General features: G+C 67.1%; 24 protein-coding genes and 1 tRNA gene. 21 read left to right on the top strand and 4 right to left on the bottom strand.

Features of this window, described 5'->3' with window-relative positions; all coding sequences use genetic code 11:
* The first annotated feature begins 107 nt into the window (after window positions 1-107).
* Window positions 108-2,375 carry a transglycosylase domain-containing protein gene (locus ACK1X7_RS27280; RefSeq protein WP_390795270.1) on the top strand — a complete coding sequence of 756 codons (2,268 nt, stop codon included), beginning with the start codon at window positions 108-110 and terminating at the stop codon, window positions 2,373-2,375.
* A 197-nt stretch (window positions 2,376-2,572) separates the two neighbouring features.
* On the opposite strand, the gene ACK1X7_RS27275 is transcribed toward ACK1X7_RS27280, so the two are convergent.
* Window positions 2,573-3,043, bottom strand: coding sequence for a GatB/YqeY domain-containing protein (locus tag ACK1X7_RS27275; RefSeq protein ID WP_413115769.1), 471 nt, complete (start codon window positions 3,041-3,043; stop codon window positions 2,573-2,575).
* Between the two features lie 77 nt (window positions 3,044-3,120).
* Here ACK1X7_RS27275 and ACK1X7_RS27270 point away from each other — a divergent pair, with 77 nt between their 5' ends.
* The 7 genes from ACK1X7_RS27270 to ACK1X7_RS27240 all read left to right on the top strand — a co-directional run bounded on the left by ACK1X7_RS27270 (window position 3,121) and on the right by ACK1X7_RS27240 (window position 11,680).
* Window positions 3,121-4,050, top strand: a complete 930-nt coding sequence (locus tag ACK1X7_RS27270) for a metallophosphoesterase (protein ID WP_385150704.1) — start codon at window positions 3,121-3,123, stop codon at window positions 4,048-4,050.
* A gap of 105 nt (window positions 4,051-4,155) precedes the next feature.
* Window positions 4,156-4,229 (top strand) — tRNA-Pro (locus ACK1X7_RS27265).
* A 353-nt stretch (window positions 4,230-4,582) separates the two neighbouring features.
* Window positions 4,583-5,266 (top strand): DUF488 family protein, encoded by a 684-nt coding sequence (locus tag ACK1X7_RS27260; protein WP_413115768.1) that lies wholly within the window; start codon window positions 4,583-4,585, stop codon window positions 5,264-5,266.
* A 123-nt stretch (window positions 5,267-5,389) separates the two neighbouring features.
* The gene (locus tag ACK1X7_RS27255) at window positions 5,390-6,175 is read left to right on the top strand and encodes a hypothetical protein (protein ID WP_413115767.1); all 786 of its coding nucleotides are present in this window, start codon (window positions 5,390-5,392) and stop codon (window positions 6,173-6,175) included.
* A gap of 198 nt (window positions 6,176-6,373) precedes the next feature.
* The gene (locus ACK1X7_RS27250) at window positions 6,374-7,255 is read left to right on the top strand and encodes a radical SAM protein (protein WP_413115766.1); all 882 of its coding nucleotides are present in this window, start codon (window positions 6,374-6,376) and stop codon (window positions 7,253-7,255) included.
* Window positions 7,252-7,686 carry a DUF6375 family protein gene (locus ACK1X7_RS27245; protein ID WP_413115765.1) on the top strand — a complete coding sequence of 145 codons (435 nt, stop codon included), beginning with the start codon at window positions 7,252-7,254 and terminating at the stop codon, window positions 7,684-7,686. Before ACK1X7_RS27250 ends, ACK1X7_RS27245 begins: the two co-directional genes overlap by 4 nt.
* Complete coding sequence (locus ACK1X7_RS27240; RefSeq protein WP_413115764.1) at window positions 7,673-11,680, top strand: NACHT domain-containing protein; 4,008 nt, start codon at window positions 7,673-7,675, stop codon at window positions 11,678-11,680. Before ACK1X7_RS27245 ends, ACK1X7_RS27240 begins: the two co-directional genes overlap by 14 nt.
* A gap of 2,132 nt (window positions 11,681-13,812) precedes the next feature.
* On the opposite strand, the gene ACK1X7_RS27235 is transcribed toward ACK1X7_RS27240, so the two are convergent.
* The 3 genes from ACK1X7_RS27235 to ACK1X7_RS27225 form a co-directional block, all read right to left on the bottom strand.
* The gene (locus ACK1X7_RS27235; protein WP_413115763.1) at window positions 13,813-15,318 is read right to left on the bottom strand and encodes a LacI family DNA-binding transcriptional regulator; all 1,506 of its coding nucleotides are present in this window, start codon (window positions 15,316-15,318) and stop codon (window positions 13,813-13,815) included.
* Window positions 15,319-15,350: 32 nt separating this feature from the next.
* The gene (locus ACK1X7_RS27230; RefSeq protein WP_413115762.1) at window positions 15,351-15,725 is read right to left on the bottom strand and encodes a DNA-binding protein; all 375 of its coding nucleotides are present in this window, start codon (window positions 15,723-15,725) and stop codon (window positions 15,351-15,353) included.
* Between the two features lie 126 nt (window positions 15,726-15,851).
* On the bottom strand, window positions 15,852-16,403 hold the full coding sequence (locus ACK1X7_RS27225) for a helix-turn-helix domain-containing protein (RefSeq protein ID WP_413115761.1): 552 nt from the start codon (window positions 16,401-16,403) through the stop codon (window positions 15,852-15,854).
* A gap of 262 nt (window positions 16,404-16,665) precedes the next feature.
* Between ACK1X7_RS27225 and ACK1X7_RS27220 the strand changes: the two genes are divergently transcribed.
* The 13 genes from ACK1X7_RS27220 to ACK1X7_RS27160 all read left to right on the top strand — a co-directional run bounded on the left by ACK1X7_RS27220 (window position 16,666) and on the right by ACK1X7_RS27160 (window position 26,788).
* Window positions 16,666-17,859, top strand: coding sequence for a DUF3631 domain-containing protein (locus ACK1X7_RS27220; protein ID WP_413115760.1), 1,194 nt, complete (start codon window positions 16,666-16,668; stop codon window positions 17,857-17,859).
* A gap of 159 nt (window positions 17,860-18,018) precedes the next feature.
* Window positions 18,019-18,864 (top strand): DUF2637 domain-containing protein, encoded by an 846-nt coding sequence (locus tag ACK1X7_RS27215; protein ID WP_413115759.1) that lies wholly within the window; start codon window positions 18,019-18,021, stop codon window positions 18,862-18,864.
* Between the two features lie 139 nt (window positions 18,865-19,003).
* Window positions 19,004-19,645, top strand: a complete 642-nt coding sequence (locus ACK1X7_RS27210; RefSeq protein WP_413115758.1) for a plasmid mobilization relaxosome protein MobC — start codon at window positions 19,004-19,006, stop codon at window positions 19,643-19,645.
* Window positions 19,642-21,348, top strand: coding sequence for a relaxase/mobilization nuclease domain-containing protein (locus tag ACK1X7_RS27205; protein WP_413115757.1), 1,707 nt, complete (start codon window positions 19,642-19,644; stop codon window positions 21,346-21,348). The genes ACK1X7_RS27210 and ACK1X7_RS27205 overlap by 4 nt, the downstream gene beginning before the upstream one ends.
* 154 nt (window positions 21,349-21,502) lie before the next feature.
* Window positions 21,503-21,733 carry a hypothetical protein gene (locus tag ACK1X7_RS27200; protein WP_174882637.1) on the top strand — a complete coding sequence of 77 codons (231 nt, stop codon included), beginning with the start codon at window positions 21,503-21,505 and terminating at the stop codon, window positions 21,731-21,733.
* Window positions 21,711-22,223 carry a DUF6879 family protein gene (locus ACK1X7_RS27195; protein ID WP_413115756.1) on the top strand — a complete coding sequence of 171 codons (513 nt, stop codon included), beginning with the start codon at window positions 21,711-21,713 and terminating at the stop codon, window positions 22,221-22,223. The genes ACK1X7_RS27200 and ACK1X7_RS27195 overlap by 23 nt, the downstream gene beginning before the upstream one ends.
* A gap of 27 nt (window positions 22,224-22,250) precedes the next feature.
* Window positions 22,251-23,096: a helix-turn-helix domain-containing protein gene (locus tag ACK1X7_RS27190; protein ID WP_413115755.1), complete on the top strand. Its 846-nt coding sequence runs from the start codon at window positions 22,251-22,253 to the stop codon at window positions 23,094-23,096.
* Between the two features lie 95 nt (window positions 23,097-23,191).
* Entirely contained in the window at window positions 23,192-23,578 is a 387-nt protein-coding gene (locus ACK1X7_RS27185) for a hypothetical protein (RefSeq protein ID WP_413115754.1), read from the top strand.
* A 94-nt stretch (window positions 23,579-23,672) separates the two neighbouring features.
* On the top strand, window positions 23,673-23,918 hold the full coding sequence (locus ACK1X7_RS27180; RefSeq protein ID WP_413115753.1) for a hypothetical protein: 246 nt from the start codon (window positions 23,673-23,675) through the stop codon (window positions 23,916-23,918).
* Window positions 23,919-23,976: 58 nt separating this feature from the next.
* Window positions 23,977-24,777 carry a diaminopimelate epimerase gene (dapF, locus tag ACK1X7_RS27175; RefSeq protein WP_413115752.1) on the top strand — a complete coding sequence of 267 codons (801 nt, stop codon included), beginning with the start codon at window positions 23,977-23,979 and terminating at the stop codon, window positions 24,775-24,777.
* Complete coding sequence (locus ACK1X7_RS27170; protein WP_413115751.1) at window positions 24,774-25,865, top strand: D-alanine--D-alanine ligase family protein; 1,092 nt, start codon at window positions 24,774-24,776, stop codon at window positions 25,863-25,865. The genes dapF and ACK1X7_RS27170 overlap by 4 nt, the downstream gene beginning before the upstream one ends.
* Window positions 25,866-25,901: 36 nt before the next feature.
* On the top strand, window positions 25,902-26,429 hold the full coding sequence (locus ACK1X7_RS27165; protein ID WP_413115750.1) for a C39 family peptidase: 528 nt from the start codon (window positions 25,902-25,904) through the stop codon (window positions 26,427-26,429).
* Window positions 26,426-26,788 carry a glutamate ligase domain-containing protein gene (locus tag ACK1X7_RS27160; protein WP_413115749.1) on the top strand — a complete coding sequence of 121 codons (363 nt, stop codon included), beginning with the start codon at window positions 26,426-26,428 and terminating at the stop codon, window positions 26,786-26,788. Before ACK1X7_RS27165 ends, ACK1X7_RS27160 begins: the two co-directional genes overlap by 4 nt.
* Window positions 26,789-27,000: the final 212 nt, after the last annotated feature.

The following is a 27,000-nucleotide window of genomic DNA, read 5'->3' as shown; positions in this document are numbered from 1 at the left end:
GAGTGAGGGTGGGGGTGTGGCTCAGCCACTCGCCTGTGACTGGCGTGAAACAGCGTATGCGAACACCCGGTCCCCTGTCCGGCGATTCGAGACGTAGGCTGCCTCCTATGGGAAACACGCGCTCGAGTGGCGGACTGTCCTCCGCTCAACAGGCCGCCAAGTTCCTCGGCGTCAGCGCGCTCGCCGGTGCCGTGATGGCCGGGCTCGCGCTTCCCGCCGTCGGGGCGCTCGGCCTCGCGGCCAAGGGAACCGTCGAGGAGTTCGACGGAATTCCGGCCAATCTCAAGACACCGCCGCTCAGCCAGCGGACGACGATCCTGGACGCCGAGGGCGGGGAGATCGCGAAGGTCTACTCCCGCGACCGGACGATCGTGAAGCTGAACGACATCTCCCCGTATATGCGGCAGGCGATCGTCGCGATCGAGGACGCCCGCTTCTATGAGCACGGGGCGGTGGACCTCAAGGGCGTGCTGCGCGCGGTCAACACCAACGCGCAGGACGGCGGGGTCTCCCAGGGCGCCTCCACGCTGACCCAGCAGTATGTGAAGAACGTGTTCGTCGAGGAGGCGGGCGACGACAAGGAGAAGGTCGCCCAGGCCACCCGGCAGTCCATCGGCCGCAAGATCAAGGAACTGAAGTACGCGATCAAGGTCGAGAAGGAACTGGGCAAGAAGCGGATCCTCGAGAACTACCTGAACATCACCTTCTTCGGGCAGCAGGCGTACGGCATCGAGGCCGCGGCGCAGCGCTACTTCAGCAAGCCCGCCAAGGACCTGAAGCTGGAGCAGGCGGCGCTGCTGGCCGGTCTCGTCCAGTCGCCCAGCCGCTACGACCCGGTCAGCGCCCCGAAGTCCGCCAAGGAGCGCCGCGACACCGTTCTGCGGCGGATGGCCCAGGTCAAGGACATCACTCCGGCGCAGGCCGCCGCGGCCCAGAAGAAGCCGCTCGGTCTGAAGGTCAGCATGCCCAGGAGTGGCTGCATCACGGCCGTCCAGGGCGCCGGGTTCTTCTGTGACTACGTCCGCGAGACCCTGCTCAACGACCCGGCCTTCGGCAAGACGGCGGAGGCGCGCGCCAAGCGCTGGACCCAGGGCGGTCTGACGATCCGTACGACGCTCGACCCGAAGGCCCAGAAGTCGGTCCAGAAGTCGATCAAGGATCATGTCTACCAGTCCGACCCGGTGGCCACCGCCGTGACGCTCGTCGAGCCGGGCACCGGCAAGGTGGTGGGGATGGGCCAGTCCAGGCCATACGGCTTCGGCGAGAACGAGACCCAGATCAACCTGTCCGCGGACAAGTCCATGGGCGGCTCGAACTACGGCTTCCAGGTCGGCTCCACGTTCAAGCCGATCACCGCGGCGGCCGCGATCGAGCAGGGCAAGAAGCCGTACCAGCGCTACTCCTCGCCGTACAAGATGGCGTACCCGAGCCCGGTCACCACCTGCAAGGGCACCTGGACCAACGACGAGGGCGCGACCGTCGAGAACGAGAACGAGGAGGAAGTCGGCCCGTACGGGATGAGGGACGCGACCGCCAAGTCGGTCAACACCTACTTCGTCCAGTTGATCAGCGACATCGGGGTCTGCCCGGTGACGCAGATGGCCGACAAGATGGGGGTGAAGCGCGCCGACGGCAAGGAGCACAACCAGGTGCCCTCCCTCACCCTCGGCTCCGAGGGCTTCTCGCCGCTGACGATGGCCAACGCCTACGCGACCTTCGCCAACCGCGGTATCTACTGCTCCCCGGTCTTCATCGAGTCGATCACCGGCCCGGACCATAAGGAACTCAAGGTCCCGCAGTCGAAGTGCTCCCGTGCGATGTCGGCGAAGACCGCGGACACCATCAACACGCTGCTGCGCGGGGTCGTCGAGGACGGCACCGGCAAGCAGGCCGGGCTCGCGAGCCGTGCGAGCGCCGGTAAGACGGGTACGACGGACGAGCGCAGGGCCGCGTGGTTCGTCGGCTACACCCCGAACCTGGCCGGTGCGGTGTGGGTCGGCGGCCCGGGCGCCAAGGGCGTCAAGATGGAGAACATCACCATCGGCGGCGTCCCCCACGACAAGGTCTACGGCGCGGACACCCCTGGCCCGATCTGGAAGGACGCGATGAGCGGCGCGCTGGCCGGCAAGCCGGCGCCGAACTTCGTGAAGGTCCCGATCAACGACCCGAACCAGCGCAAGCCCCACGACGGCAAGAAGCCGGGAAACCGCGACCACAAGCCGGGCCGTGGCAACAACGGCGGTGGCGGTGGCAACGGCGGCGACAACCCGTGGCCGGACATCTCCCTGCCCCCGGACCTGATCGGCGGCGGCAAAGGGAATGGCGGCAACGGCGGTAACGGCAATGGAGACGGCGGCTGGAACTGGCCGCGGTAGCGAAGCCTCGCGATGAAGCGCCGAAGGGGGCCGGACAGAGATGTCCGGCCCCCTTCGCGTGTGGTCGGGATGGCGACGCCGCGATCCTTACGGTTGCCCTGGCGACAGTCTGACGACACAGAGTGAGCAACCACAACGCAACGCGAGAACGCTCGACAAACGAAATCGAGCGACCCGCCCGCTACCCAGCTAGCCGGCTACCCGCCCGCGAGCTGCCGCTTCACCGCGGCGGCGACCCGGCCGCCCTCCGCCCGCCCGGCCATCTTCGGGTTCACGATCTTCATCACGGCGCCCATGGCCCGCTGCCCCTCCGCACCGCCCGCCGCGGCCTCCCGCACCGCCTCGGCCACCAGGGCGTTCAGCTCGTCGTCCGTAAGAGGCTTCGGCAGATACTCGGCGAGCACCTCGCCCTCCGCCCGCTCCCGCTCGGCCTGCTCCGCGCGTCCACCCTTCTCGAACGCCTCGGCCGCCTCGCGGCGCTTCTTGGACTCCCGCGCGACGATCTTCTCCACCTCGGCGTCGGACAGCTCACGGGCCCTCTCGCCCGCGACCTCTTCCTTCGTGATCGCGCTGATGGTGAGCCGGAGAGTCGAGGAACGCAGCTCGTCGCGCGCCCTGATCGCCGCGGTGAGATCGGCCTGAAGCCTGGACTTGAGCGTGGTGGTCATGGCGTCGAGTCTGCCAGCACTGGCCGGGAATCACCCGAAGATTTCTCCCCCGGCCGCGTTCTGCGACCATGGACGACATGCGCGCGCGATACGGAGTACCCCTGGGAATCACGGCGGTCGGCGCGGCCGGCCTCGCCTACGCCGCCGGCTTCGAAGTCCGGTCCTTCCGGCTCCGGCGGATCACCGTTCCGGTGCTCCCGCAGGGGATGCGACCCCTGCGCGTCCTCCAGATCTCCGACATCCACCTGGTGAGCGGACAGCGCAAGAAGCAGCGCTGGCTCCAGTCCCTCGCCGGGCTGCGCCCCGACTTCGTGGTGAACACGGGCGACAACCTCTCGGACCCGGAGGGCGTGCCGGAGGTCCTGGACGCGCTGGGCCCACTGATGGAGTTCCCCGGTGCCTATGTCTTCGGCTCGAACGACTACTACGGCCCGAAGCCGCGCAACCCCGCCCGCTACCTCTTGGAGAAAGCCAGCGGAAAGCACGGTCTGAACGGCAACCCCCCGGTCGTCGGCGCCATCCACAACCCGTGGACGGAGCTGCGTGACGCCTTCGACGCGGCCGGCTGGGTCGGGCTGTCGAACACGCGCGGCCGACTGAAGCTTGAGGACATCGAGATCGCCCTCACCGGCCTCGACGACCCCCACATCAAGCGCGACCGCTACGCCGAGGTGGCCGGTGGCCCCGAGACGGGCGCCGACCTCTCCCTAGCCGTGGTCCACGCCCCGTATCTGCGCGTCCTCGACGCCTTCACGGCCGACCGCTACCCCCTGATCCTCGCCGGCCACACCCACGGCGGCCAGCTCTGCATCCCCTTCTACGGCGCCCTGGTCACCAACTGCGACCTCGACGCCCGCCGGGTCAAGGGCCTCTCCCAGCACCAGGCCGGCGGCCACACCTCGTACCTCCACGTCTCCGCGGGCTGCGGCACCAACCGCTACACCCCGGTCCGCTTCGCCTGCCCCCCGGAAGCCACCCTCCTCACCCTGACCCCCCAGACCCCCTGACCCCATCCCGCCCGCCGGAACCGCCCGGAACGCCCCGACCTGCGAGACCTCGAAAACCGGATTTCGTCTCTGGCCACAGGTCCGCTAAAGTAGAGCTCGTTGCTTCGGGGTGTAGCGCAGCTTGGCAGCGCGCTTCGTTCGGGACGAAGAGGTCGTGGGTTCAAATCCCGCCACCCCGACTGAAGGAACACAGGTCAAGGGCCTGATCCTCACTGAGGATCAGGCCCTTCCTGCTTCTCCGGTGATCGTTTGGGAGAAACCTGGGAGAAGATCTTGGTCGGCTTCTCCCAGACAGCGGATCCGGGCCGTGTCAGAACGGCATGTACCAGATGACTGCCGACCTACGCGTCTGTGAATCCAAGGCCGAGGCTGAAGCCCCGAGCCAAGCAAGGAGCGCAGACCAGCGGGTTCGCAACCGATCCCGCTTCGCGATGGCTTCCTTCGCCCTAACACGATCGGAATCGCGGAGAGCCGCCCACACGAGTCACTCGCTCTGGAGCTCAAGATTCCCCGAGGACTAGGATCCCGGCACATGGCCAGTCGCCCCGTAAACACCGACGAACACGCCCGCGCTCGTGCCCTCGCGCGGCGTGTGCGCGGGCTTCGTGAGGAACGCGGTTGGACGCGTGAGCGGCTCGCCAAGGAAGCCAGCATCCAGCCCAGCACTCTTGCCCGCCTTGAAGGCGGCGGAGCGATCCAGCCGGGTTTCTTCACGATCGGTTGGGTCGCCGAAGCCCTCGGAGTCTCCCTCGATGACCTGTTCCGGCAGTCGAGGGTGAGCCCTGGCCTGTGGTCCGTCGGGTACGAGGGGCGGGACATCGACTCGTTCGTTGCGTCGCTGCTCGACGCACAGATCGATGTGGTGGCCGACGTGCGTCTCACACCGATCAGCCGGAAACCCGGCTTCAGCAAGACTCGTCTGGGTCAGGCTCTCGGCGAGGCAGGAATCGATTACACCCACCTTCGCGGCCTAGGCAACCCCAAAGACAACCGGGCGCCGTTTTGGGAAGGACGCATCGCCGAAGGCCGCGCCAGGTTCCGGAGCCTGTTGCGCTCCGACACCGCGCAATCCGACCTCGACGAGCTGGCGGATCACGCCATGCAGTCACGGGTCGCAGTGCTCTGCTTCGAGAAGGACGAGGACCGGTGCCACCGCCAAGTCGTCCTCCAGACCCTCCACAAGCGCACCTCGCTGACCGTCACACCGCTGGCCTGACCGCACCCCCTCTGCCTGCACGTCCCCTTGTGCTCGCCCAGGGACTCGCTTCCAATCTCTCCCAGGAGGTCACGAGTCGGGCGGGGGTGCTTGATGGCTGGGGCATGGCAGCGGGCACGCATCATGATCACGGTCAAGACCTATCCGGAACTTTCCACGAAGTACCACGAGACGAGTTGCGTGGCCGGCATACGGCTCGACCAGGGGACGCCGCAGCATGTGCGGCTCTTCCCAGTTCCCTTCCGGCTGCTGAACGAAGACAGCCAGTTCGCCAAGTACTCGATCGTCGAGGTCGACGTGCAGCGACACCATGGGGACCGTCGTCCCGAGAGCTTGCGCCCCAACCTGGAGACCCTCAAGGTCATCGAGCGCCTAGGGACAGAAGGCGGCTGGCGTGAACGCTTCTCGCATGTCCGGCCCCTGGTGGCGCCTTCCCTGTGCGCCATCAAGCGGGACCAGGAGGTGCGGAATACGTCGCTCGGCATCTTCCGCCCGGCGGAGTTCACCGGCTTCCGCTTCGCGCCCGCCGAGCCTTGGCCCGCCTCCAAGGCCGCCCTGGCGGATCAGTTGGATCTCCTCGCGCAGGACCTTCGCCAGCTGCAGTGGGTGCCACTGGAGTTCCGGTACAGCTTCCGATGTGCGGACGAGGAGTGCCGCGGGCACGACATGGGGCTGAGGGACTGGGAGGCAGGCGAGGCATACCGCAAGTTCCTCCGTCAGTACGGGAAGAGCGACGTGGAGGAGAAGCTGCGCGAGCGCTGGTTCGACCGGATGATCACTCCGGAGAAGGCCGTGCACTGCTTCGTCGGGAACGTCGCGGCTCGTCCCAAGACCTTCTTGCTGCTGGGCCTGTTCTACCCGCGACGAGACATCGTCGAGAACTTCCAGGAGGGTCTGTTCGACCTGTGAGAGCGAGCACGCAGGGTGTCTTCGGTGTGGGCCGCACCTGAGACTCCGGCACTGTCCCTACGCCCTAGTGGTACGCATTGTCTCAGCCACGACGCACCCGATGCCCCACTAAGAGCACACGCCGACGGCCTTGTCCAGCCCCGCCCTGGCGTCACCGCCAGCGGTGGCATCATGCTGTCGGTGAGGTGCAAGATTCGCATGTCCGCATCCGGCGTTCACCTGTTTGATCGTGTCTCCGGGGTGAACGTGCTGCTAGACGAGGTACCTGTTCCCGCTGAGCAGTTCTCCCGCGCTCCGCGGTACCTGTCCGTTGCGCTGACGAACGCATGCGAGCTCCACTGCGTCTACTGCTACGCGCCCAAGCATGCCGCGACGCTCGACAGAGAGCGTGTGCTGGCTTGGGCGGTTGAACTCGACGCCGCTGGGTGCCTCGGTGTCGGCTTCGGAGGCGGGGAACCGACCGCATACCGGAGGTTCGCCCAACTTTGTTGGGAAATAACCCAGTCCACGTCTATGGCGGTGACCTTCACGACGCATGGGCACCGGCTTACGCCCGAACTCGTCGATTCTCTGCGCGGGGCCGTGCACTTCGTGCGTCTGTCAGTCGACGGGATCGGAGACACCTACGAGCGGCTCCGCGGACGACCGTTCGCGTCCGTAGTCCAGGCCGCCAGGTTGCTCGGCTCACTCGCTCCGTTCGGCATCAATGCGGTTATCAACGCCGACACGGTCGGTGAACTGGACGACCTCGCCGAGTTCGCCAACGATATCGGCGCGTCCGAACTGTTGCTCTTGCCGGAACAGCCGACTGCGGCAACCCCCGGTATCAGCGACGCCGACACACAGCACCTCGTCGGATGGGCCGCGACCGCCAGGACCGGGGTGCGGCTCGCGATCTCCCGCACCGGCCTTGAAGCCGCACTGCCCACCGCAGAGACCATCCCAGGCGAACGCCCCCTCGACGCGCACATGCACCTCGACGCGACCGGCGTCTTGCGCCCTCACGCCTACGCGGCCACAGGAATGTCCGTCGGGGGCTCCATCATGGAAGCTGTGCAGGCGTTGAGGGAGGCACGATGAGGATCTGGAACGGCTATGGCTCGGAGCACTCGATGGACCTGGTCTTGATCGGCCGATTCCAGACGGTCACCGGCGCGAAGGCCGCGGAGGAGCGCATGGAGGCTCTGCAGGCCCTCGCCGAGGCCGCATGGTCCGACGACCATTGGCTGAGCCCCGACGAGCGCCTGCCTCGCGAACTCGGTGAATCACTACGCGAAATGAAGCTGTACGACATTGGGCGGTATGACGTCGACAACTTCGCGCTTGATCACAGCGTCACCCGCACAGCTGAGACTGTGCGGATCTGGACCGACGAATCCGACGTCCAGGGATTTCTGAAAGTGCTTCTCCACTACGGCGCGAAGGTCGAGATCTTCTCACGTCACGAATGGGACGAGGACGCGATCACACGGCCGGACACGAGCAACCGGAGCGACGGTGGATCTGACTGATCTGGCACGCCTACCCGGGGCCGCCGACCAGAACTTCGAAGCACTCACGCGGGCCATCGTGTCCCGACGCTACGGCGCGCTGGGCACGATGCGAGAGCGCCGGAACCAGCCCGGCGTCGAGTTCTACCTGCACGTCGACCATGCCGGTGCTCTGGGCGACCCCGGCCGGGTCTGGGGGTGGTCGTGTAAGTGGTTCATCCTCAACAACAAGAATGAGCTCAGCACAGGCCAGCGCAAGCAGATCGAGGACTCGCTCTCCAAAGCGATCGAGCACGTCGCCGGGCTGACCGACTTTGTGCTCTGTCTGCCAGAGCGGCCCGCCAAGGCTGACGAGGAGTGGATCAACCAACTCGGTCGGCAGAATGTCCGCGTCAAACTCTGGTCCACCGAGAACTACGACACCGAATTGGCCGGACACGACGAGCTCCGCTCCACCTTCTTCGGTGAACTCGCCCTCACCGCAGACGTACTGGCGAAAGCCCACAAGCGATCTGTTGCGCCCATCGAGGCCCGGTGGGCACCGCGGCTGCACACCTCCCACCATGTGGAGCACCGCATCGACCGAGCCTTGTTGCGCCCAGCATCGTTCGAGTGGCTGCAGCAACGCATCGACGACATCGCAGCCCGGATCCAGGCACTACGCGCAGCCCTCGACGGCCTCGACACCACCTTCCGCCAAGGCGCCGTCGAGATTGCCGACGACCTGGACCGGTTCGTCGACAACCTGCGGAAGGTTTTTGACGCCGGGAAGAACCTCCGGCCCGGGGAAGTACGCGAGCGCCTCGCCGGCCAACAGCCGCCTGCGGCCTCTCCCCGCACGCTGAGACGCCTTGTACTCAAACTGAGGCAGCGTCGCCTGCCCGAGGCGCTGCTGGTCACCGGCCTCGGCGCGGAGATCCGCGACATCGTTCAGTGGCTGAACGACACACGAGCGGACACCGAAGCCCCCCTGCTCGCCGTTATCGCCGCCGCAGGACAGGGCAAGACCCACCTCGCCGCGCAGATGACCTCACCGAACGACCAGCCCACGGCAGGCGTCTTCATCCAGGGCGGAAACCTGCGCGCCGGCGGGACCCTCGACGACCTCGCGCGACGGATCCCCGGACTGAAGATCGACCACTTCGAGGACCTGCTGGAAGCGCTCAACTCAGCTGGCAACCGCGCCGGCTGCCGTGTCCCTTTGATCATCGACGGCCTAAACGAGGCCGAGCGGCCCTCGGAGTGGAGGACACTGCTCGCCGGATTGGCACCGGCCCTGGGCGGCTACCCTCACGTGGCGATGATCGTCACCCTCCGCGAAGCACTCGCCGACCAGGCCCTCCCGAAGGACACGATGCCTCTGGAACTGGAGTGGCAGCGCGCGGAAGTTGACGACATCCTCCGCGTCTACTTCCGCCACTATCTGATCAACCCGGCCGACGCCTGGCTACCCATCGGGGAGTTCCACAACCCGCTGTTCGTCCGAATGTACTGCGAGGCCGCGAACCACGACCGCCGAGTGCCGGTGGGCGTGGAGGCGCTGCCTCAGTCACTCATCGGCGTCTTCGAGCTGTACCGCAAGGGGGTGGTCGAGCGGCTGGCCCAGGACCCGGCCCGCATCCCGGTGCCAGCCGACCAGATCCAGCGCCGCCTCGCCGCTCTGGCGAGACACATATGGACGCACAAAGTCCGTCGGCTTCCCTTCGAGGAAGCGCGAAGAATCCTCGACACCGACCAGCCGAACTGGGACGAAAGCCTGTTCCGGCGCCTCGTAGAAGAAGGAGTGATCTTCCGCGAGGAGATCAGGGGTTGCGACGACACTGAGTGCGGCTTCGTCTTTGACCGCCTCGCCGGATACCTGATCGCCGACGCGATTCTGGTGCGCATGCCCTACGCGGATGTCAACGAGCAGCTCGCGGAGGCGGCTCTCTGGCAGTCCCTCCTGGGCGACCATGGGCACCCCCTCGGCGAGGACATCCTCATCGGCCTCATCTCACTGGTGCCACGCCGCTTCACCAGGCACCACCTGTGGCGCGTCGCCCCGGATGAGCACCGTTCGTTGGTGCTCGCCCAGGAACTCACCACCGAGTCAGGCTTTCTCGACGACGAGACTGTCGACGCGCTCGCAACCGCGCTCGTTACGGGACATCCCGGCGAGAGGAAGGGCCGACCCGCGTTCGACCGTCTTTGGGAAATCCGCAGGTCAGCCCCGCACCGCCTGAACGCCACCTTCCTCGACCACGTCCTGCGCCAACTGCCCCTTCCCCAACGCGACCTACGCTGGACGGAATGGGCCCGTGGCCGGGCTCCAGGTCGGCTCACGGCAGACCTGGATCGAGCGATCGACAGGTGGACTGGGAACGACAGCCGCGCCGAGAGCGACGATCTGAACGCGCTGGCTATCGCCTGGCTGCTGACTTCCACGGACAAGAGCATGCGGGACCTGGCGACGAAGGCCCTCCAGCGCTACGGTCGGCCAGAACCCAAGCGACTGTTCGACCTCGCCGCCCGAATGCTCGATGTCGACGACCCCTACGTCGTCGAACGCCTCGTCGCCGCCGCGTTCGGCGCCGCTGGCGCCCACCAGATGCCCGATCCCGGCGGACCGCTCGAGCACGCGCTGCGGTACTGGCTGGTCCATCTGCGCGACCGCTTTCTCGACGGCGGGTCCGCACCCACCTCGCACGAGCAGCTGCGCGGCTATGTACGGGCCACCTACGAATTCGCCGGCACCCTCCACCCCGCCGCCGTCCCGGACGGGGTCGACGCCTTTGCGCCGAGGTTCGCCGCCATGGCGCCCGCCGAGGTTATGGAGGACGACGACCCAAACGCCGCGGAGTGCGACCGCACCTTCGGCATGGACTTCGAGAACTACATCATCGGGACCGCCATCAACGGCAGGGGCAACTACGACTTCAAGCACCCCGGCTACCGCAGGGCCCGCGCCGAGGTCATGTCCCGCGTCTGGAACTTGGGCTGGCGCGAGAAAGAATTCGGCAGCGTCGACCAGGCCATTGCAAGGAGCGCCGACCGGCCTTACACCACCAACAGGAATGTGGAGCGCTATGGCAAGAAGTACGGCTGGATCGCCTACCACGAAATGGTCGGTCGCCTCGTAGACGCCGGCCAGGCACCGGCCCCCTTCGGGTACGCAGAACGCTTGATGCCCGACATCGACCCGACGTTCCCCGACAGGCCCCCTGTGGCGCCCATACCCCTTCCGCCATGGGCGCCCGCGGAGCCAACGGACGACCAGACCTGGCTCATGTCCGGGACGGTTACCGTCCCGGGCCAGATGTGGTCACCCGAGGAGGTCCACGGAGTGGGCGGCGGCTGGCTTCTGGTCGAGGGGTATCTGGACCACCGCCACGAGGGACGAACGGTGTTTGGGTTCTTCCGTACCCTCCTGCTGAAGCCGGAGGATGCGGAACCCGCACAACAGCTCGCCAGCGAGCGCCCGTATCCGGGGAACGACTTCTTCCCCTCACTACCGATGGTCCGCGACCTGCTGGCCGCAGAGATGCCATGGAGCCCAAGGTTCAAGCTGACCTTCGACGACGATGCCCCAGGCGCCGTACCGCACCGGGCGCTGCGCCGCGACTGGCAGGACGACGGCATCGGGCTCGACCAGGTCGCCGTGGAGTTCGCCTCCGACAGTACTTCGGAGACTGGGCTCGACGGTTCCTTTGATGTGCCGTCCTTCGAGTTCGCCACCCAGTTCGGTCTTCGCCAACTGCCCGGCACCGTTGACCTCGTGAGTCTCGACGGCCGACGCGCCTCGGCGGTGTTCCGCGCGGATAAGCCCTGGCGCGGCCACCTGCTCTTCCTGCGCCGCGATCTTGTTGAGGGCTTCGCCGGTGATCGCCGGATCATGCAGGTGGCCTGGGGCGAACGCGAGGTGGCGGTCGACTGGCGCTCTGTTCCTTCCTGGGTGCGCGCCGCGCAGCGGAGCTACGCGAACGTGTGGCGCCACATCCGGATACTCGGGGCGGATCAGAGCAGTTCAAAGGACTGACGAGCCGTAGGCCACCGGGGCGCCGGTCCTGGCTGGGCGGCGCACCCCGCCGACGCGCCTATCGGCGCCCCTGACGTTGATGGAGGGGGTGACCTCCAACCGCGCCCGTAAGGCGACCGGGGCCGTCGCAAACGCGCCGAGCACCACGGTGATTGACATCCCGCCCCCTCGTGGTCGCGGTGAGACGGGTCACACTCTGCACCGGTGTTCAACCCGCTGCCACGTCGGGCTCTGGGCTCAGCCGAATCGCTTTCCCCTCGTCCACAACCACTTGCGCACAGGAGCCGCCCCCGTCGTGGGCCGAGAACGTGCCCAAGCCCTTCTCCGTTGCCGAACGAGCGGCTTCGACTGAGACCAATATGGTTCGTCCGCCCTTGGAACGGGCCGAGTAGTTCTGGAAAATTGCGATGGGAGCGGGGCCCATCCTTGGATTACGCGATCAGGTTGCCAATCGTAGCCCTGCATTGCAGGTACCCACAGAAGCATCGGACTGGTCAGAGAACTTCCTTCCTCGGCCCGAGGGACCGTCCGACCGAAGACTCGGAGGGCTCCAGCAGGCGACGCGCGTGTGGGCCAAGCCTGATTTGCGCAACATGCCCAGGGAATCGCTGCGGAGGCAGCCAGTACCCCCACACGCTCCCAGGAAGCTGCTTTGCACCCTGCGCTCGGCAAGAAGGAGCCTGCACAGTGAGAGCCATCAATCACCGCTAGTTCAAAGAAATCACCCCCCGGTGCCCAATGGGTGGCTAGTGCATGCGAAGCGCGGCTCCAAGCGATGTCCAGAGAACCGGGGCGCACCGACAGGACACGGGGTCGGTACGGCGTGGGGTCGGTCCCACCAGACCAGGCCGCCAGCCTGGGTGCGATGTGCCGTTTGAACCCCGGGTGCCGAAGCGCTGCGAACGGCGTGGGGAGTTCCGGCACCTCAGCCCACGGGTCCCGGATTGTGAAGCGTCGACGAGTGGTCGGTGCGGAGGAAGGCAGCGACTTCCCTTCTCCACTACGCCGTCTTCGATATGCCTTCTGCCGACACGCATTCGAGCAGTACAACCGGGTGCGACCTGTGGACGGTTGAGTGACGATGGCTTCACACTGCGCCCAGGCGCAGCGTTGCAGCACTACCACCTCGCTGGCGTGGGTCCTCACCACCTCGGAGTGAAGCGGACCGTGCTCCCACCACAGCTCTTCCAGAAGAGAGTCCGCGTACCCAGAAGTGCGGAGGGTCTCCAGCGCGTCTGCGACAACGGCTTCTACGTTGGACGGGGGCGTATCGAGTTGATGGGCCACCTGGGCAACTGGAGCGCCCTGCAACCTCAGGAGAAGCAGATCTCGTTGAGCGTCGTTCAGCTCTGCGAGAGCCTGACTCAGGACATCGCTGCCGATGTACCGAGCTGTAGGGTCACGAAAGGCCCTTCTACGCCTCGCTGCTCTCGTCCGCACCGCCTTCACCCCCTCCCGCTTCCATCGAGCGAAGGCCGCCACCCTGCTCGGGCCGAGCGGGCAGTGTCTCCGCGGCAGGTGACTGCCCAGCGCTCCGCCCCCGGCGTGACCATGGCACCAGGCTGGCCAGCGCTCGCCCAATGACCTCGACCATGTGCACCATGTCCTCCGGACGAGCTCGGCACACCGCAATGAGCGCAATGGCCCCGAAGACGACAAGGGCCACGATCCCAGTTTGGGCAAGATCGTGGGCCCAAGAAGCGAAGTTGGATGCGAGCAGGAGTGGTTGAGTCACAGGATGCCCTTCCAGGACAGACGCAAGAAGCCCCCGGCGGATCACCGCCGGGGGCTTCAACACGCAACTGAACAAGAAAAGGCCCGCCATCGGCGAGCCTCTGTGTCCGGACACAGATGTGCTGGACTTGGCTACCCTAGCGCGAACTCACGCTAAATGGAATCCACTTGAGCATCCGCCCAAACCTGCAGCTCAAAGCCCTTTACTGACCAGCATGACGACAGCCAGATACGAAAGAGAGTTTCGTAACGCGAATCCCATACCGCTATGCGGAGCACGCCCCCAGCATGTCGGTCGGTCATCGAGACCTACATAGGAAGTCGGGTGCCAGAACGTAAGCTCCCAGACAGAACTCACGTTCTGGCATCGGGCCGTGCCAGCAGCGCACCAACGGTGCCTAACTTCGAGTGCGCAGAAGGCTGTCAAGCACAGCTACCGGCGAGCGAGCGCATATCACGCGGCGAGCATCAAGAGATGCCTCCCACTGCTTGGTCAATCCGAGCATGAGGCGCTGGCGCATACCGGGGGTGACGTGGGAGTAGCGTGCCGAGACCGAGCCGTCGATGTGGCCCATGCGTTCGTCCATGAGGACCTTCTCGGTGCCAAGGTCCTCCATCATGGTCCGGTGGGTGTGACGAAGACCGTGGGGTGTGAGGCCCTTGGCGATCGGAAGCCAGCAGGCGTCCGCCCGATCGCCGGCGTTTCGCCCTCGGGCCGGGATGCCGGGCCACGGCTCGCCGAGGATCGGCACCGGGCGGGCCTCCTGTGGCGCCTTCTTCGGGTACCAGCCGGAGACCGCCGGAGTGAATAGCCAGGTCGAAAAACCGTTCCTGCGCCAGTGGGCCGCGTGCTCCGTCACCGCGCCACCCCGTACGAACCCGAGGTCGGCGATGGTCTGCTCCACCTTCACCCGTGTGGGTTCGGCGACGCAGTCGGGACGGTTGAGGACGTTGGACACCGTCCCCGTCGAGACCCCGGCGAGGCGTGCGACGTCGACGAGCTTCGCTCCATGGTGGCCGCCGGTGCAGGCTGCGCCCTGTCCACGGAAGACGTACGTCCTCCCGTGGCAGGGGCAGGGCGTCGGCTTCGTACGGGCGATGTGGTTGAAGACCAGCGCGGCCAGCCAGTCCATCGAGTCGACGGTGCGGTAGCTGTCGTCCTTGGGCGGGCAGCGCACCAGCTCGCCCGTGTCCAGCTCGTACAACTGCCATTCGATGCGGAACGCACCGGGTCGGACGAACTCCGTTTCCAAGCCAACGATTTCGCCCCAGCGCTTGCCGGTGTAGCCCTTGAGGACCACAGCGACGAACTCGTCGTCGCGGCCGGAGAGCAGGGCGGCCCGCTCGGCGGCCAGCAGGATGCCGAGCGCGTCGGTGACGACCTTCTCGGGACCGCGGTCTTGGGAGCGGCCAGCGCGCTTACCGCGCCCGCGTCGCCTGGCCGCCGGGTTGGACGTGAGCAGGCCCTCGTCGATCGCGTCCTCGAAGATCAGGTGGAGGGTCGAGCGCCAGGTCTTGACGCTGGAGGCCGCGTAGACGGTCTTCTCCTTCTTCTCCCACAGATCGACGTCCGTGCGCAGGATGGCGGCGAGCGCCTTGTCCTCGAACACGGGGAGCAGGTGCTGCTCGATGTGGCGCTTGTAGTTCTGCATGGTCGAGGCCGCGAGGTCCTGGGCCTCGTACCAGCGATTCGCATATTCGCCGAAAGTCTCCTGGCCCAGGCCCGGATCGCGCCATTGACCACGCCGGACATTCACCTCCTCCGCGTCTGCGGCCTGCTTGGCCTCGCGCTTGGTGGCGAACTTGACCACTGCACCCGTGGCATCGGCGACGGTGCCGTACTTGCCGTCCACGATCTTGTATCGGCCGCGCCAGTAGCCGCCACGCTTTTCGGCGTACCCCACAGAGTTCCCTCCCTTCTGTCGTGCGGGGTGCGCTAAGCAGCGGTTCCGTACTGGGACCTGAGTGTTCGACGCGGCGGTCGGGCCTTGAGGCGCGCCGTGGGAACGGCTGTCTCCGCCCGCTGTCGCGTCACGGGCTTCGGAACAGACGCAGCCATGCCGCGGGGGATCTGAGCATTCCGGTCCGGGCGCTCCTCGTGCATGCGAACGATCGCGGCAAGATGCTCGTCCGAAAAGCGGTACGCACGGCCGACACGGGTGAACGGGATGAGCCGTCGACGGGCACGGTCCTTGACCCACCAGGTAGAGCAACCGAGGACTGCGGCGACTTCATCCGGGAGGTATAGGCGCGGCAGGGCGGCGGAGTGCGGGTGGCGTGCGGAGGCAGCGGGTATTGCGGGTTGGTGCAAGGCGTGAGTCCTCCTCTGGCAGGCATATGGCACGGCAATACCGGCCTGCCGGTCGATCGCTAGGGATGAAGGTGAAGCTCCCACGCTGGGGGTTTGCGGGCCCAGGGCGGGAGTGGGAGCCGGAGGCTACGCCTCGTCGGCAGAGGTGTCGTCCGGATGCTCGCTGGGGCGCGGTCCGTGCATCTTCTGCAGGTACTTGGACGATTCCTCGGCGATGGCGTTGGAGACCATCACATCGGCTTCCTCGCGCACATCAGGGTGCTCGGCGAGGTAAGCATCGAGGGTGTCGCGCGCTCTGGTGAAGGCGGCGTTGGCGTGCTGGGTCTCGCGGAATGCGTCGACGACCGCGTTGATGAGTTCCATGGCGCGGGCCTTGGCCGCGAGCTTCGGAGGGCCGACGAGGTTGCGCAGGTCGAGGCCGAAGACCTCGGCGAACCCGATGGCCTCGTCGAGGTTGATGCGGCGCTTGCGGTTCTCGATGCGCCAGACTCCGGACGGGTTCATCTCGAAACCGGCCTCGTTCAGGCGGTCGGACAGGGCGTTGGTGCTCCAGCCGCGCGCCTCGCGCTCCAGCTTGATCCGTACCGCGACGTTCTCCTCGCCGCTGAGCAGGACCCCCTGCGGAGCGTCGTCGTCAACCACAGCCACCTCCTTCCATGCGTAGCAAGCCCCTGCCATTCGCAAGGACCCTTCAACAGTAACATGGCTTCTGCGAGATGCAGAACACTTCTGCGAATCGCAATTCATGTGGCATGCTGGTGGTACCCCCGCATCACACACCAGGAGCACGCCCCGACCCACACGCCACAACGCAAAGCCCCCCGGCGACTACCGGGGGGGCTGAAGCGCAAACCTCTCAACCGCCATCCCTAGCGATCAACCTGCGAGGCCGGGATTGCCGTCCCATATGGCCCGCAAGCAGAGGAGCTCGACGCCCAGTATGGACGACGCCCAGCCGAACACGCCATCCCTCACCCCGCCTGGCGACCCCACCGACGTTCCACTCTCACCGCCCGCGGGCGAGAAGGTGCTGCGCGATCTGCGGGCGCAGATCAAGCGGTTCGTCGTGCCGCCCAGCGAGGAAGCCCTCACCGCGGTGACCTTGTGGGTGGCTGCCACGCATCTGCAGACCGCGTGGCAGCACGCCCCGCGCCTGGCCGTGGTCGGTCCGGCCAAGCGGTGTGGCAAGTCGCGACTGCTGGACGTGGTGACCGAGACCGTCCGCGCCCCGTTGATCACGGTCAACGCCAGCCCTGCGGCGATCTTCCGGTCCATCACCGAGAAGAACCCGCCCACCCTGCTCGTGGACGAGGCCGACACCCTGTTCGGCAGCCAGAAGGCGGCCGAGCGCAACGAGGACCTGCGCGGCCTGCTCAACGCCGGACACCAGCGCAACCGGCCCACCCTGCGCGTCACCGGCCCCGAGCACACCCCCGTGGCCTTCCCCACCTTCGCGATGGCCGCCCTTGCAGGCATCGGCGACCTCCCCGACACGATCATGGACCGGTCGGTGGTCATCCGCATGCGCCGACGAGCCGCCGGAGAAAGCGTGTCGGCCTTCCGCACCGGCCGTGACACCCCCGCCCTCCGCGCCATCCGCGACCGCCTCACCGCATGGCTCCGCCCCCTGCACGCGAAGGCGATGGACATGGAGCCGGACATGCCCGTCGAGGACCGGGCGGCCGACACCTGGGAGCCCCTGGTCATCGTCGCCGACCTCGCCGGAGGCGACTGGCCCTCGCTCGCCCGCACCGCCTGCCGGACCATGTCCGCCCACGAGGACGGGCAGGACGAGAACGCCGGACTGCGGACCCGCATCCTGGTCGACATCCGCCGGGTCTTCGCCGCCGAGGACGACCCCGCCACCCTGCGCACGAGCCGCCTCATCGAGCAGCTCAATGCGGACACCGAAGCCCCCTGGGCCGAATACGGCCCACACGGACTGAATCCGCGCAGCCTGCGGGTGCTGCTGAACGACTACGGCATCAGGTCGGCCAACCACCGCTTCCCCGGCGGCACCCAGGCCAAGGGCTTCGCCCGCACACAGTTCCTCGACGCGTGGGCCCGCTACTGCCCCGCACCAACCCCCGAGCCCACCGAGGCCGACAGGTACTCCGACAGCACCGCCGCCTGACCCGACTCAACTCGTCCCACCCGTCCCCGCGCAGGTCAGTGCGGGGACGGGTGCGGGGCCCGCAACGGGTCGACCCGACATCACCGTTCCACCCGTACCTGCCCTGACCAGGCATGCGACGGGTGGGACGAGTCACCGCACCTCCCGGAGTGCCTCCGCTTGCCTTCCCTCAGCTCCACCACCGCCCCGGCTCCCCTATCCGGGACCGGTGCGATCCGCGTCGGCATCGCCCTGCTCGGCGCGATCGGCTTCGCCCTCTCCTACGACGCGCTTCGCCAGATGGCCGTCGCCATCCACATCCGCGGACTGCTCACCTACGCCTTCCCCCTCGTGATCGACGGCTTCATCGCCATCGGTGTCCGCGCCCTGCTCATCCTGCGTACCGCCCCCTCGCGCTCCCGCCTGTACGTATGGGCGCTCGTCGGGCTGGCCACCGCCACCAGCATCTGGGCCAACGCCCTGCACGCCATCCGCCTCAACCAGCAGACCCGCCACACCGGACTGCACCTGGACGACCTCACCGTCGGCGCCCTGTCCGCCATCGCCCCACTCGCCCTCGCCGGAGCCGTCCACCTCTACCTCGTCATCCAACGCCACATCACCAGCCCCCGGCACCCCCAGGAGGACAGCGCCACGCACCGCCACATCGACACCAGCCGCCACGACCACCAATCCACCGGACGCCCGCACCTCACTCACCCCGAAGTCGAGCCGGAGCACCTGGAGGCCGCGCCAGCGACCAGCGCCACGGATGTGGCGGGAGACGCCGATGACGTGGCGGAGGAACCGCCCGCCAAGCCCAAGGGCCGACAGCCCAGCGCCACCATGGGCGAACTCGTCGGCATCGGACGCACCGCTCCTCCGGGACGCGATGGGCGCATCTCACGCCGCGCTGTCGAAGCGGCGATCCGGGCCAAGGGACACAGCGTCGGCCGAGCCCGCCTGGACGAAGCCACCCACATCCTCCAAGCCGAACTCGACAAAGCGCGTACCAAGGCCGTCTGACCTCGAAGACCGCACTCGTCCCGCACGCCGCTGACCCGTCCCACCCGTCCCCGCGCAGGTCAACGCGGGGACGGGTGTCCAGCCCGTGACGAGTCCACCCGACATCAACCCCCGCCAACCCGTCCACGGAGACGCTTCCATGCACAACCCGCACAACGAACCCGCCACCAACCAGCAGGATATGACCACCACCGCAACCAGCGCAGCAAGGTATGGCGTTGGACCGTCCAAGAGCCGGTCCAACGCGAATCCCTCCGCCCCGGGGGTGGCGGACGGGGTCGGGCACCAGGGGGTGCCCGAGGAGGAACAGCCCGCCGACGTGTCCGAGCAGTCGCCCGTCGCCCGCGCCGACGACGCTGTGCACCGTGTCGCCCACCGTCGTGCCCGCGAAGACGTCCAGCGCAAAGAGCGTGTCGATGTCCGCTACAGCGTCGACGAGAAGCACGCGATCGTCGCCCTGGCCCGGGAGATGGAGATCGCCAGTGCCCATCTCGTCGGCGCCCTGGTCATGGCCTACCTCGACGGCAACCTCCGCCTCCCCGGCCAGCGCACCCAGTTCGACGATGTGATCGACGAGCTCGCCAACCTGCGCGCCCAGGTCGCCGCGATCGGCAAAAACGTCAACCAGATCGCGTTCCGCCTCAACTCCGGAGGCGACACACACCCTGTGGACACCACCGTCCTGACCCAGGCGGAGCGCACCTTGGACACCGTCCGCGCGACGATCCAAGACATCGCGGCGATCATGCATCACGCCGTCTCCGCGAAAGCGGCCGGATGATCGCGAAGATCAGCAGCGGCAAGGACACCGCCGGCCTGATCAGGTACCTCTACGGCCCCGGCCGAGCCAACGAGCGCACCGACCCGCACCTGGTCGCCTCCTGGGACGGCTTCGCCCCCGGCCCCGGCCGCAGCAACGACTTCAACGCCACCAGGAAACTCCTCGTGGCAGACCTCGACCTACGCCTCCACCAGGCCAACCGCCTCGGCCGAGCACCGAAGCAGCACGTGTGGCACTGCTCCCTGCGCGCCTCCCCCGAGGACCGGACCCTCAGCGACGACGAATGGGCGGCAATCGGCCGCCGCATCGTGGCCGCCACCGGCATCGCCCCCGAAGGCGACCCGGACGGCTGCCGCTGGGTTGCCGTCCGCCACGCGGAGGACCACATCCACATCGCCGCCACCAAGGTCCGCGGCGACCTGCGCACCGCCCGCCACTGGAACGACTACCTCACCGCCGACAAAGAACTCGCCGCCATCGAGAAGGATTACGGCCTCCAGCAGGTCATACGCGGCGGCCGCACCGCCGCGAAACGCCCCACCCGGGCCGAGCGGGAGACGGCCCTTCGCACCGGTCACCAGCGGGCCGCCCGCGAGCGCCTGCGCTCCACCGTCCGCACCGCGGTCTCCGACGCCACCAGCCCCGACGAATTTCTGGACATCCTCGCCCGCACCGACACCGTGCACGTGGACATCCAGTACTTCCCGTCCGGCGACATACGCGGCTACAAGATCGCCCTCGAAGGCGACACCAACGCGGCAGGCGACCCGATCTGGCACTCCGGCTCCAAACTCGCCCCCGACCTGTCCTTCCCCAAGATCCGCGAACGCCTCACCGACCTCGACACCCCACCAACCACCGCACCGGAAAACCGCCGTCCCAACCCCTGGCACCAAGCCACCGCAGCCGCCGAACGCATCCCCATCCGCCTCGCACGATCCGACGACGCAACCGCCCAGGCCCACATCGCCGCGTTCGGCGAAGCCCTCGACGCCCTGCCACTCCTCGCTCCCAAGGGCCTCCGGCCCCAACTCCAGCAAGCCGCGATCGTCTTCGAACGCGCCACCCGCTCCCGCATCCGCGCCCAACAGGACCAGGCCCGAGCCCTGCGCAGCGCCATCCGCGCCCTACGCACCGCACCCGTCACCGGGGACGGGTCCGGCCTCGCAATGTTCCTCGACGTCGCCCTCCTGGTCGTCACCGCCGCCGCCCACTGGCACCAGCTACGCCAACACAACCAGCAGGTCACCGCCGCCCACCAGACCCTGACTCATCTCCAGACCGCCTACCAAGAAGCAGCTCGCGCACCCCTGGCATCCCTCGCCCAGCGTCAGCCCCCAACGCACACCATCGAACGGCACGCGAAGCAGCTCCGAGCCGTCGTACCCGACTACGCGGAAGAGGTCCTCGAAGACCCTGCCTGGTCCACACTCGCCACCGTCCTCACCGAAGCCGAGACAGCCGGCCACGACCCGGAACGTCTTCTGCAACACGTCGCGCGCCAGCACACCCTGGACGACGCCCACTCGGCCGCACAAGTCCTCACCTGGCGCATCCTCCGCCTCTCCCAAAGGCAAGCCCCCAGCGCTCGGGCTCGGGCAGCCCAGACTCGGTCCACAGTGCGGATCGCTCCCTCACCAGCGCAGGTATCACCTGTCAGGAGCGTGAAGGGAGGGCCTGCTCCTCGTGGACCACGCCGGTAGGACGAAGAGACAGGTCATGCACCGGCGACCGGGTCCGCCCGCTTAGAGTCACTGCCCGATAGTCCTGGCAAGTTTGGGCAAGTTCCTGGCTAGGCAGCCGAGTCAGGGGCAAGCTCTGGCACAGAGATCGTTACCGGCACCCGAGGAGGTCATCATGGCCCTGATCAAGCTCGGTAAAGACCCGGAGAGCCCCAGTGGCGGCTCCCCCACCGTCTACCTCGACGACGAGAAGGACACCTACGTCGTGCAGGGGTGGAAGGTAGAGGACGACGAGCGGCTCGGGCAGATGGACATCCCCGGACATGAGACGGTGGTTGAGATCCCCCGGCGCATGGTGCAGTTCTTCCAGGAGGTGAAGCAGGGTGACGAGGACCCCGACGTTTGAGGAGCTGTTCCGCGAATGCCAGAGGACTGCGGTCCACCTGGAGATGCGTGACGCCTACATGAAGTCAGACCCGGCCTTCATCGACTGGAAAGCCGGCATGGTCCGCGATCCGGCCGCGCGCTGGGCCGACTGGCACGACATCGTCACGGAGGCGACCTCGCGAGGTGTCGAGGTTCGGCGCGCACGCGTCGTGTCGACACCGGCCAGCGAGTACATCCGCTTCGAGTACGACGTGACCGACGGGCTGAACATCGCTGCCGGGGAAAGCGTGCGGTGGCTCTCGCGGCGCAACGCGACCGACATCGCGCTTCCGGGCAATGACTTCTGGTTGTTCGACTCCAGCCTCGTACTCGTCAACCACTTCGACGGCGAGGGCGAGAACATGGAGGTCGAACTCACGGAGGATCCGGAGGCGGCGAAGCTGTGCGAGTCGGCCTTCGAGGCCGTATGGAAGCGGGCAACGCCGCACGCAGAATTCGAGTTGGCCTGACAGTCCGAACAGCACCGTCACCCTGACATGACATCGCCCTCTTCGAGCGTCCAGGAAGCCCGCAAGGCGCTCGGCCAACGCCTGGCCGAGATCCGGCAGGCAGCCGGACTTACCAAGCGAGCGCTGGCCCAGTGCCTGGGTTGGCATGAGTCGAAGGCTTCGCGCTTCGAGAGCGGCACTCGCGCCCCCTCGGAGCGTGACCTTCGCGATTGGTGTTCCGCGTGCGGCGCGGAGAACGAGATCGAGGATCTCACCTCCACAGCCCGCGGAATTGAGGGCATGTACGTCGAGTGGCGCAAGATGGAACGCCACGGACTCAAGTGGGCACAGGAGTCCGTGGTTCCTCTCTGGGAGCGCACCGAGCGCTTTCGCATTTACTCGCCCTGGCTCATCCCCGGCCCCGTGCAGACGGCCTCGTACATCACCGCACTTCTGACCTCTATTCGTGACCGCCGAGGGCTCATCGACGACGTGCCGGCGGCCGTGAAGGTGCGCGTGGAGAAGCAACAGGTCGTCTACGGGAAGCGTAAGTTCGCCATCCTCCTGGAAGAGAGCGTCCTGCGGTACCGCATTGGCGGCACTGAGGTGATGGCGGGCCAGCTCGGCTATCTCCTCAGCGTCATGGCCCTCTCGTCGGTGAGCATCGGCGTCATCCCCCAGGACGCCGACCGCTCCGGCCTATGGCCCGTCGAGGGATTCTTCCTGTACGACGACGAGCTGGTGAACGTCGAACTGATCTCGGCCCATCTCACCGTCGTCCAGAAGAACGAGCTTGCCATGTATGCCAGGACGTTCAGCGAGCTGGCCGAACTTGCCGTCTACGGCCCCGCCGCGCGTGAACTCATCACCGCTGCCATCGAATCTCTAGGGTGAACGTCTGGCAAGTTCGGGCACAGTCGTGGAGCCCCACCCCTGCCCCTTCCTAGCTTTATTGGCACGGCTGAAAGCGTGCTCGGGAAGGGTCAGTGATGGCTGTGGCAAGTACGGGCAAGGCGTTGGATGCGGCCGAGGACACTGAGGTCAATTTCTCCCTCATCGACGTGGCGGCGATCTCCTGGCAAACGGATATCGTCCTCCGTTTGCGGATGGGCACCACGACCCGCGCGGCAATGGACAGGCATTTGCCGAAGATGGCAAACGAGTTGAACCGTCTGCTCGGCGAGGACTTGGGCGCCGAAGACAACCGCGAGGTGCGGGAGCTGATCCGCGAGGGGACCAGGCTGATCGACCTCACGAATCGACCGACCGTCGAAACGCCTACGTTCGGGACTTTCGTGTACCTCCGCGATATCGCCCTTCTGACGCGACGGCTGCTGTGGATCTACTCCCGGCGGAACGGGCTGAATGCGCCGTGAGGACCTGATGAGTGCTCGAAACCAGCGACTCGTCTATGTGCTGTGCGTCATCGCAGTCAGCGGCTCCCTCCTTCTAGGTACCTGGGGAGGCTGAATGTACGAGCACCGGACCACGGAGCAGCCCTCCATACCCACTCCCCCCGTCGGCACGGTGGGGGCCACGAGGCCGCCGTCCGATGTCCGCATCGGCGACTTCATCCTCCTCGACGGCCAGTACCAGCGGGTCCAGGACATGAGGTCCGCCGACACTCCGGCCCACCGCGTTCTGCACTTCGCCGGACGCGCCCCGTTGATCATGCGAGAGGCCCTGACCACCTACCGGCCCCTCGAACACCGCTGAACACGACCCGCTCGGTCACCGCATCTCCTTCTCACCTCATCACGCGAGGAGCCCTGTCATGCGCTTTCGCAAGATCCACGGTGCAGGAAACGACTTCGTTCTGCTCTCCGGCCACGAACCGGACGACGAAAAGGACTGGCCCAAGAAGGCCGAGCGCCTGTGCGCCAGACGTACCGGCGTAGGCGCGGACGGGCTGGTCCTCAGCCGGTTGGTCAGCGAGGACCCCGCCGTCCTCGACGTCGCCTGCTTCAACGCGGACGGGTCGATCGCAACGATGTGTGGCAATGCCCTGCGATGCTCCGCCTGGGCCGCTCGTCACGATCACGGCTTCCAGCAGATGAGTCTCCGCATGGCCGGAGTAGTGCATGAGGCGGTCGTGTCAGATGACTCCGTGTGGGTCACGGTCGAGGTGAGCGAAATCCTCCCCCGGCGCTTACAAACGGTCATCAACGGCAGACCGACCTGGTTCGACAGCGCCCACACCGGCACGGAGCACGTCGTAGCCATCGTGGGCAATGTGGACGCCATCGACGCGGTGGTGGTCGGTCGCATCATCCGTCACCATCCCGATCTGGCCCCGCTGGGCACGAACGTCAACTTCGTTCAATCCGCCGGCCACCAGGCGCTGAAGATCCGCACCTACGAACGCGGCGTCGAGGCGGAAACCCTGTCGTGCGGAAGCGGGGCCGTCGCGGCCGTCGTCGTCGCGACCATGCGCGGGCTCGTCGCACGCGGCGCCGTCACCGTTCACAACCGCGCCGGGCAGCCGCTCACGGTCCGGCCCCACGACGCCCGGCCGAACCGAACGCAGTGGGTCGGCGGCCCAGTCACCAACACCTTCGAAGGGGTACTCGCATGACTCTCTTCCTCAGCCCTAGCTCGGCTCCCTCGGTACGGAAGGCCGCCGAGGACCTTCGCGAGTGGGGACAGAGCCGTCGGGGCCTCGGGGTCGCGCTGATCTACGGGCCCGTGTCCGCCGAGGACCGGCTCTACCACGCGAAGTGCCCCGTCGAACAGCGATCCGTCACCGCCCTGGGCGAGGCGCTGGAGGAGATCGGCGCCCGCTGGAAGGTGCTGGACCCGTGCGAACCGGACTTCATCATGGATCTTGTCGGGTACGACGTGGTCCTCTCCAACCTCCACGGCCCGTATGGCGAGGACGGCCGATTGCAGGGCCTGCTCGACTACCTTCGCGTGCCCTACTGCGGCAGTGGGGTCGGGGCATCCGCGGTGGCCGCCGACAAGGTCCTGTGCAAGCGGGTGATGCTGACCCTCGGCGTCCCCACTCCTGGCTGGCATGTCTGGACCGGTGGCCCGGCGGCCTGGAAGGGCCGCCCCGTGATGGTCAAGCCGCCCTTCGGCGGGTCCAGCGTGGGCATGAGCCTCGTACGCAGCAGGGCCGAGCTGCCCGCAGCTCTGGCAGACGCTGCCGTCGACGAGGGCACGGCCGTGCTCGTGGAGGACTACGTGAGCGGCACGCCGCTGACCGTGGGGCTGCTGGAGCTTCCGGGCGGCTCCGTCATCGTCTTCCCGCCGCTGGCCACCGAAGCCAACGAAGCCGAGTTCTACGACGCCGACACGAAGATCGACGTGCACTCCAAGGGCACCGTAAATGTGCGCGCCGCCGAGCTGGCGCCCGACGTACTGGCCAGGATCACCAGGGGCGTCCGAACCCTGTGGGACGGGATCGGGCTGCGCGGTTCAGCCCGTATCGACTTGATCCTCACCGAGGACGGCGAGCCGTACGTGCTGGAAGTCAACAGCACGCCGGGCATGTCCCGTGACAGCAACTTCGCGGTGGGGGCCGCGATGATCGGGCTCACGCACACGGATGTCGTCTTGGCGATGCTGCACGAGGCCCTGGCCCGCCCGCCATACGATGTGCCCCTGCCCGCTCCCGCGTTCTCCAGCGCCACACCGACGCGGGAGGCTGCCGTCTCCCCGTAGGAGCTTGCCGCTGTGCCGCGCGTCCACGATGTCCCCATGTGCCGTCAGCTCATCGCCCCCGCCGAGTGGGATCTCCACGGGGGCTGGGCACTGGGAGACAGGACAGAATGGTCCAACCGGGCGTGCGGCCTGGCATCGCTGAGGATGATCCTGCTCGCCTATGGGCATCAGGCGCCCACGGTGACGGAACTCCTGAAGCTCGCGGTCAAGCATGAGGTTCTGACCCCGCGCGGAGCACTCCACGCGGGGATCGCGAGCCTGGCGACCGACCTGGGAGTGCCCGCTCTCGCAGAGCCCGTGCCCGTCGAAGAACTGCTCGGCCGCCTCGATGACGCTCCGCTCATCGTGTCGGTGACCGAGCAGTTCCCCGACGACGGCCGTTCAGGCGGTCATCTCGTCATCCTCCGCGGCTACGAGGACGGCCCCGACCCGACGATCCTCTTCCGGGACCCGTCGGCCTGGGGCCAGACGCACGATCGCCTCCCTCTTAGCCGCTTGTCCCCTTCGTACACCGGCCGCGCGATCACCTTCGCGCCCCTGATTCACAACGGAGACTCTCGATGACCGAGACAGACGGCGAGACGACCGAGCCCGCAGGCGGCCGAAGGATCGCCGTACTCGGCGAGATGCTGGAGCTGGGCGACGAAGCCGTTGAAGCCCACCGCGAGATCGGGCGCTTCGCAGCGGAAGCCGGCGTCGACTTCGTCTTGGCGGTCGGCGGAGACCTCGCCAAGCAGCTCGCCCTCTCAGCAGGCGCAGCGGGGGTTCCCGAGATCGGCCTAGTCCGCGACAACAAGACCGCTGCCGCCTACCTCGAATCCATCCTCCGCCCCGATGACGTGGTGCTCGTCAAAGCGTCCCGCGGCGGCCAGCTCTGGCAGATCGCCCAAGCACTCACTGGGCAGCCCGTCACGAGCCTGTGAGCAAGCCCCCTGCGCTTTGCGTCGCGCCCCAGGACGAACTCGATGATTCAGCGTCGTTTCGTACACATCGCTCGTCAAGCAGAGGTTTGATGGTCCCATGCAGAGGTGGAGGAGATACACGCTGATTGCGTGCGCGGCCGGATGCGGAACGGCGGCCGTGTGTCTGGTAGCGGTCGCCCTCTCCATGGATCTGGCGATTGCAGACCAGCTTG

Origin of the sequence: Streptomyces sp. CY-1, assembly GCF_047218265.1 — a bacterium.
GTDB lineage: Bacteria > Actinomycetota > Actinomycetes > Streptomycetales > Streptomycetaceae > Streptomyces > Streptomyces niphimycinicus.
The sequence above is the reverse complement of the archived record's forward strand: the minus strand, read 5'-3'. Positions and strand labels throughout refer to the sequence as shown.